The sequence below is a fragment of the Alkalibacterium sp. MB6 genome (genome assembly GCF_009935905.1).
Lineage (GTDB): Bacteria > Bacillota > Bacilli > Lactobacillales > Carnobacteriaceae_A > Alkalibacterium.
In genome coordinates, this window is the sequence record NZ_PREX01000043.1 from 1 (window position 1) to 6,804 (window position 6,804).

Sequence of the window (6,804 nt, forward strand, 5' to 3'; positions counted from 1 at the left end):
TTTTAATTGATGGTGAAGTTTCTATGCGAGAAAGACACGGCTTAAAGTTCAGACTATAGGAAGTAGAAATTACTACTAGGTACTATTTAAATCCTTCTAAATAAAAAGCCACTGCTCATTGAAGTGTCAGTGGCTTTTTATCCACATTTAATGGCTCAGATTCCCGCACTTCCTGGCTCTAAATTCCGCACAGATGGCTCATTTTGTCCGCAATACTCACTAGCCATTAAAAATAGCCTCCTTCATGTATTTTAGAAGTCATTGACTTCTAAAGTTACTATACACAAAAGGGACTAATAAGTGGACTTGAACTGCGAATTGGTGGTCTTGAATCGTGAATTTGATTCAAAAACATGGAGGATTCGATTTGCGAAAGACTGGACTCGAAATGGATATTCACGGACTCCAAAGTGCGAAATAATCATTCCACATATTTATCTGATCCATCATGTAATAGAGCTAAATAATTTCCATTTGGAAGAATGATTGTGTCGTGATGTAAAGGAGCACTATTTAAGACATTATTCATATCAACAGTAATAGATTGGTGAACACGTCCCAACATATCCATTTCTGTTAGATGGTCATACTCTTCTCTTTCCTCTTCCATTGTCGTTAACAAGAGCAGTCCATTGTCTAGACGTTTTAATTGATGTGATGTCATAATTGAACTGTACCATCTTACATCACCATTACTATCGACCGCTGCTGGATAAGCACGTGAGGGTGATAAGAATGTTAACCCTTCTGCCATTAATTCTGGTTGAGCCTCTCGCAATGTGAATCCAAGCATTTCCTCTGGTACAGCGTTGGTCTCTATTGTTAAAGTTGATTCATTAAGAGTACCCTCTTCAGTTTCTCCAGAAATAATGACTTCATTCGCTCGCTCAGGGTAGAGTCCCAAAACCATAATTTCATGGCTCGTTTCATAACCTGATTGTGTATGAGACAACGTTGTTTCTTCCGTCTCTACCTCTACTGTCACCGTAATCTGCATTGGCTCATCTGTATCAAATAGAACTATTGCTGATAAGGGTGCTCGATTATATGGATCTTGAACAATTAATGGATTATTTAAAGTACAGTCTCCGTTTTCGTAATCATCTAATATCCCTACATATAGCGTTTCGTGTTCATCTATTAACTCTTGGTTTACAGATGTGGTGTATTGAGCTTCTGTATGGTTAGTTGACTCTTGAGTATCTTCTATAGTGTTTGTATCTTCTTGGTTGGTCTCGTCGGTTCCGTTTAATTCATATACTTCTTGAGTTGTCTCGACCGAATCATTTTCAGCTTCGTTATCCGTTGTCCCACAACCCGTCAATACCAATGCAATCATCGTTAATACGCCATACATTAAACCTCTTTTATTCATTTTTTACCTAAATCCCTTCTTTCAGTTTAGTTTCTCTTTACCTAGGGTATAACAAAAAAAAGACTTATCACAACCGAAAATGGTTTGATAAGTCTTTTGTTCATCTCGTATTATTATAGACCCCAATAGTGATAGTCGTTTTCTCTGAAATACTCTTTGTCCAAAATACCTTTAATGTCTATCAATACTTTCGTGTGATTAGCACCTTTTTTAAAAAAGGACTCATACTGTTCATTAGATAATGAAACAAACTCAGAATGATTGACTGCTACAATGACTGCGTCCATCTCTTTGACATCTTCTAAACTGTCAAAACTAATGCCATATTCATCATTAGCTTCTTCAGTGTCTGCCTGAGGATCAACTATGAGTGGGCTAATACCGTACTCATTTAATTCGTTCACTATATCGATAACACGTGTGTTTCGAGTATCCGGACAATTTTCTTTAAAAGTAAACCCTAAAATGGCTACTTTAGCATTCTGAACAACAATATTAGCTTTAATTAATTGCTTAATGACATTTGAGACAACATAGCTTCCCATCTCATCATTAATTCGTCTGCCAGCCATAATGACTTGAGATTTATAGCCTAATTGTTCCGCACGGTAAGTCAAGTAATAAGGGTCAACACCAATGCAGTGACCTCCCACCAAACCAGGCGTGAATGGTAAAAAGTTCCATTTGGTTTTAGCCGCTTCTAAGACGGCATTGGTATCAATGTCCATGCGGTCAAAAATCATAGAAAGTTCATTAACAAAAGCAATATTGACATCTCTCTGTGCATTTTCAATGACTTTTGATGCTTCTGCTACTTTAATTGATTCCGCACGATGGACGCCGGCCTCAACGACTAATTCATAAGTCTTTGCAATATCATTAAGGGATTCCTCATCAATTCCAGATACTACCTTTACAATATTCTCGAGCGTATGCACTTTATCCCCTGGGTTAATACGTTCGGGTGAAAAGCCGACTTTGAAATCTATACCAGCTTTCAAACCCGATTCTTCTTCCAATATAGGCACGCAAATATCTTCTGTAACCCCAGGATATACAGTTGATTCATAGACAACAATTGATCCTTTTGTCAAATTTCGACCTAAGGTTCTGCTCGCTGCCTCAACAGGTTGCAAGTTAGGTGTATGATCAGGACGCACGGGAGTCGGTACAGCCACAATATGAAACTTGGCTTCTTTTAATCGCGCTTCATCTGATGTAAATTCTACTGATGTCTCTTTTATGACATCATTACCCACTTCTTTTGTCGGGTCGATACCTCGTTTATACTGTCCCACTTTTGCTTTATTGGTATCAAAACCAATAACATTGACTTTTTTTGCAAAAGCTACTGCGATTGGCATCCCAACGTAACCTAAACCTATTAAAGCTATTTTCTCTCTTTTTTCGACTAGCTCATTATATAGTGACATGATAACCTCCAGAGGTTTTTAATATGATTAATTATCGTTATACAAGTCTCTAGTATACACCTTGTCTACTACATCAGCAATATCCTCAGTAATACGGTTAGCCACGATTACATCGACTTCATTCTTGAAAGACTCTAAGTCATTATTCACTCTTGAATTATAAAATGTCTCTTCTTCCAGGACTGGTTCATAAACAACTACTTCTACCCCTTTAGCTTTTATACGTTTCATGATTCCTTGAATGGAAGATGCACGGAAGTTATCTGATCCAGATTTCATAACTAAACGGTAAACCCCAACTTTTTTAGGGTTTCTGGCTAATACCTGGTCCGCAATAAAGTCTTTACGTGTTCTGTTGGCATCAACAATTGCTCTAATCAAGTTATTTGGTACTTTATCATAGTTTGCGAGTAGCTGCTTTGTGTCTTTAGGCAAACAGTAACCACCGTATCCAAATGACGGGTTATTATAGTGATCCCCAATACGTGGGTCTAATGACACCCCATCAATGATGGACTGAGTGTCTAATCCATGTACTTCGGCGTATGTGTCTAATTCGTTGAAGTAAGCTACTCGTAAGGCTAAATACGTGTTTGCGAACAATTTAACAGCTTCTGCTTCAGTTGATTCCATTAACAACACATTAATATCTTCAGCTATTGCACCTTCGACTAGTAAATTAGCAAAGACTTGAGCACGTTCAGACTTTTCACCCAAGATGACTCGGCTTGGATATAGGTTATCATAAAGGGCGCTCCCTTCTCGAAGAAACTCTGGTGAGAAAATAATTTTATCTGTATTATATTTCTCTCTGACTGACTTAGTATAACCTACAGGAATAGTCGATTTAATAATCATTACTGATTCTGGAGAATAGTGTAAAACATCTTCAATGACTGATTCTACCAATGACGTGTCGAAGAAGTTCGTTTTATCGTCATAATTAGTTGGTGCAGCAATCACAACGTATTCAGGTTTGTCTGCATATGCTTCTTCTTTATTTGTTGTAGCAGTAATATCTAACTCCTTATTCGCTAGATAATATGATATTTCTTTGTCAACTATTGGGGATAGTTTTTTATTGATCATTTCAACTTTTTCTTCAATGACCTCTAGTGCTTTTACTGAATGGTTTTGAGATAGAAGAATCGCATTAGATAATCCAACATATCCCATTCCTACTACTGTTATATTCATATTAATTTCCCTTCCCTTCTTAAACTCTTATTTATTATACATGATTGTGATTAGTGTAACAACGAGAAAAGGAGCACATTCGTGCTCCTTTTCTTTAGTTTAACTCTAATTCAGATTTCAAGTACGAACTGACACGATTAATTTCTTCTTGAGGAATGATTTCATAGTATATCCCATTTATTCTGTCGCCATAGCCTGATAATTGTAATTGTTCGACGTTGGATACAGAACTGCGGTAATTATTAAACATATCTAGCATATCATCAAAGTTCATATTCGTTCTCATAGAATGGCTCATTGTTCCTAGAATGTTACGGTAGTTCATAATAGAATCTAAAGAAGCAATACTTTTCATCGTCCCTTCGATAACTTGTCTCTGTCTATGCTGACGACCATAATCTCCGTCCGGATCGCTCTTTCTCATGCGAGAGTATTCAAGTGCCTTAGCTCCATTCATAGTAGTCGCTTGACCCTCAACAAATGAATACCCTCCTTGGGAGAAAGTAAGGGGTGGTACCACACTAATGCCACCAACCGCATCGACAATTTGCTGCATACTTTCCATGTTAACAGATACAAAGTAATCAACAGGAATATCAAATAAATTTTGAACAGTATTCATGGCCATACTCGCTCCACCAAAAGCATAAGCATGGTTAATTTTATCTTTATGACCGCGACCCACAATTTCTGTATAGGTATCACGGGGAATACTTAAGATGCTTGTTTTATCAGTATTTGGATTGACTGTTAATAGCATCATCGTATCAGATCTTCCCTGATAGTTACGATCAAACTCACCTGTATCAATACCCATTATTAAAACAGAAAATGGGTCTTCCCCGTCATCAACGACTACTGGTTTATTGACGCGTGCTGTATGTTGCTCTTGTGACTCCACTTCTTCATACATATCATCTGTAGTCGTTCTTAAATCAGAATAGACACGCCAAGCTACTACTCCTCCTGCTATAACAAACAATAGTAAAAATACCAGCAATACTTTTAAGATGATTTTACCAACAGAGGATTTCTTTTTTCTTTTACGATTGCTTCTGGATTGTTGATTCATTTTTTAATTCCTTTCTCTACTTCTTTATGACTATCATTTTACATGAAAGATATGCTGTTTTAGAGTCTATAATCGTACAAGTTCGTGACAGAATTCTCTATTTTCTAGCATAATCAATTAGTCCTTTGAATTCTTTTTTAAATAATACTGTTACAACTACTATATAAAAGAAATAGGCGCTAGCTCCTTGTAGAATAGTCAACTGAGTTGAAGTAAAGAAAAAAACAATAAAGTGGCTTAACAAAAGCAATAATTCTTTATTGGTACTCTTCAAATAATTATACTCTATTCGAGTTGTATATAAGAACCACACAATGTAGGCTCCGGTTGTTGCAAGGGCGATGGCTTCTAAGCTGTGCGTTAGATAATACACAGCCACTACTCCACCGAATGCAGCTAAAGCAAACAGACCAACATCTTTTAAATACTTCTTCTCATTTTTTCTAGATTTATATAAATTCGCAATAATGATTTTTGTTACCATAATATAAGGAATCGATATGAAAGTGATTGATAGTAAATCAACCGCCTGAACGTACTGAGGAAGGAAATATTCAATGACCCATCTAAAAGCAAAAAATCCTAACCCACTAAAGACACCTAGGAAAAGGCAAATACGTTTGGTTAATTTTAGCATGGTTTGATTTTCATGTTGCGATATCACATTATAAAACACCATTCCAACAGCATTAACAATAAGCAAAATTAAATTAAGTACTGAGTTTTGGAAGGAATATTGAGCAAATGACTCTACATCAAAACCGAAGTTAACTACCCAACTCCCTACATTCCCTACAAAAGTTAAGGACATATTCGCTAAGAGAATAAAAATCCCTACATAAAAAAGGTTGAATTTCCCTTTTAAATTTAAGGTTTTTCTATAACCATAGCGTTTAATATATGTTATTTCATACAATAGATAAATCGTAATGTGTGACAACACACTCATTAAGACATAGACAAGGTAATTGTCGCTTCTTAATACGAACATAGCGAAAAGCAATGTACCTATATAAATGATGCTTTTTAAGATGTTACCGTTTGAGAATAACTTGAAATCACCTGTTGCCTGAGCAAAGTTTTGGTGATAGGTTGTCAGAACCCTAAAGAAAGTAACAATGGAAAAGAGAATTAATATTGGATCTTGAAGAAATAGAGAGACTGCCATCATCCCAATGAAAATGATGAACTGAAAGACCGTAATAAAGTTATGCTCTTCATGAAGTTCTTCTCGATTCACACTTTCAGGATCTTTTCCTCCGTATTTAATATATACCCCATCATTAAAACCTAAGTTAAATATGTAAACAAAGCTAAGATAAAGAGTATATTCTTTGTAGTGTCCGTATGCCGCTACAGTTAATACCGCCGGTAAGATAAAGCCTACTAAAAAGCTGCTTCCAAAATTAGCGATATTAGCAAGTGCGACTCTAAAAATATTTTTTAACAATTTCATGATTCGTGTCTCCTACTATAACAAAATCCTCCAATGAATTCTGTTTATATTTCTTGTTTTTTTCCGATACAACACTCTCAGAACGATACCACAATTCATATTTTTTTGGTAGTTAATTTTATATAAAGTTTGCTCTATTGCAAACAATAAAAGTCTTTTAATAACGCTATTTACTAAGAAGAGTGACTCGATTGTGTTTTGCAAGATAAATGTTTAGAAAATTGCAATGAAAAGTTAAGAACTTTGCCAACCACTTTTAGTTCAATTATTT

5 protein-coding genes are annotated in these 6,804 nt (G+C 35.9%); all 5 read right to left on the reverse strand.

The genetic code is table 11. The features are described 5' to 3' along the window. Positions 1-421 precede the first annotated feature (421 nt). Complete coding sequence (locus tag C3945_RS11430) at positions 422-1,375, reverse strand: aryl-sulfate sulfotransferase N-terminal domain-containing protein (RefSeq protein WP_161879783.1); 954 nt, start codon at positions 1,373-1,375, stop codon at positions 422-424. A 113-nt stretch (positions 1,376-1,488) separates the two neighbouring features. Next, positions 1,489-2,808: a nucleotide sugar dehydrogenase gene (locus C3945_RS11435; protein WP_161879784.1), complete on the reverse strand. Its 1,320-nt coding sequence runs from the start codon at positions 2,806-2,808 to the stop codon at positions 1,489-1,491. Between the two features lie 27 nt (positions 2,809-2,835). After that, on the reverse strand, positions 2,836-4,005 hold the full coding sequence (locus tag C3945_RS11440) for a nucleotide sugar dehydrogenase (protein WP_161879785.1): 1,170 nt from the start codon (positions 4,003-4,005) through the stop codon (positions 2,836-2,838). 94 nt (positions 4,006-4,099) lie between these two features. Then, positions 4,100-5,077 carry an LCP family glycopolymer transferase gene (locus C3945_RS11445; protein ID WP_161879786.1) on the reverse strand — a complete coding sequence of 326 codons (978 nt, stop codon included), beginning with the start codon at positions 5,075-5,077 and terminating at the stop codon, positions 4,100-4,102. Positions 5,078-5,174: 97 nt separating this feature from the next. Beyond that, positions 5,175-6,533 (reverse strand): lipopolysaccharide biosynthesis protein, encoded by a 1,359-nt coding sequence (locus tag C3945_RS11450; RefSeq protein ID WP_161879787.1) that lies wholly within the window; start codon positions 6,531-6,533, stop codon positions 5,175-5,177. Positions 6,534-6,804: the final 271 nt, after the last annotated feature.

What these genes read in the sequence shown, in the direction of transcription:
- C3945_RS11430 (WP_161879783.1), bottom strand. Translation starts at nt 1,375, where the DNA reads ATGAATAAAAGAGGTTTAATGTATGGCGTATTAACGATGATTGCATTG.
- C3945_RS11435 (WP_161879784.1), bottom strand. Translation starts at nt 2,808, where the DNA reads ATGTCACTATATAATGAGCTAGTCGAAAAAAGAGAGAAAATAGCTTTA.
- C3945_RS11440 (WP_161879785.1), bottom strand. Translation starts at nt 4,005, where the DNA reads ATGAATATAACAGTAGTAGGAATGGGATATGTTGGATTATCTAATGCG.
- C3945_RS11445 (WP_161879786.1), bottom strand. Translation starts at nt 5,077, where the DNA reads ATGAATCAACAATCCAGAAGCAATCGTAAAAGAAAAAAGAAATCCTCT.
- C3945_RS11450 (WP_161879787.1), bottom strand. Translation starts at nt 6,533, where the DNA reads ATGAAATTGTTAAAAAATATTTTTAGAGTCGCACTTGCTAATATCGCT.